1 protein-coding gene is annotated in these 880 nt (G+C 61.9%); it reads left to right on the plus strand.

Going from position 1 to position 880, the window contains the following annotated elements:
* Nucleotides 1-768 (plus strand): extracellular solute-binding protein (locus EOA32_RS37460; protein ID WP_128374326.1); only part of this gene is annotated, 768 nt, incomplete at its 5' end.
* Nucleotides 769-880 lie beyond the last annotated feature (112 nt).

An 880-nucleotide genomic window follows, 5' to 3' on the forward strand; every position in this document is an offset into this window, starting at 1 on the left:
AACTCGGAGATCAACGAGGCCAACATTCCCAACATGGCGAATGTGCTGCAGCCGATGATCGAGCCGTTCCGCAAGCTGACGCCGAAGCTTTCGGCCGTGCCTTACGACTACGGCACCACCGGCATCGCCTACAACACCAAGGTGATCTCGCCGGAGGAGGCGAAGGAGAAAGGTGCGGGCCTGCTCCTCGACAAGAAATATGCGGGCAAGATCGGCGGCGCGGACGGCATGGTCACGCGCGTCTGGTACGCGGCTCTGGCCACCGGGCAGGACCCCAACAACATCAAGGACATGGACACGATCTGGGCCAAGGTGCGCGAGACGCGCGACCTCGCCAAAAAGTTCTGGAGCTCCGGCGCGGAGCTGATGGATCTGCTGTCGAAGGAAGAGATCGTGGTGACCGATGCCTGGTCGGGCCGCGTCGCCGCCTTGCAGGACCAGGGCCATCCGATCGGCTATCTCGATCCGGCCGGCTCCTACGCCTGGATGGAGGACATGCTCGTCCTCAAGGGTTCGCCGATGGCCGAGTGCGAGGAACTGATCAACTTCATGCTCGACCCGGTGACTGCTATCGCGGTGGCCGAGGGCCAAGGCTATCCGCCGTCGCTGGATCCGACGAAGGTCAAGCTCACCGAGAAGATCGAGAAGCTGCCGGCCTTCGACTCGACAGGCATGATGAAGTCTTTGACCTTCGCCGATCCGGTCTATTGGGCGACCAACGAGGAGGCGTGGACCAAGCAGTGGAACAGGATCTCGAAAGGTGCGTGAGTGCGTTGAAACCATGCAGCCGTCCCGGCTGAGCTCGGCTGGAACGGAACTTTCGATCGTAGGTGTGGAACGCCCGGCGGTAGAGTTCCGCAACATCGACATCGCCTATGGC

The organism is Mesorhizobium sp. M1A.F.Ca.ET.072.01.1.1 (assembly GCF_004023325.1).
Lineage (GTDB): Bacteria > Pseudomonadota > Alphaproteobacteria > Rhizobiales > Rhizobiaceae > Mesorhizobium.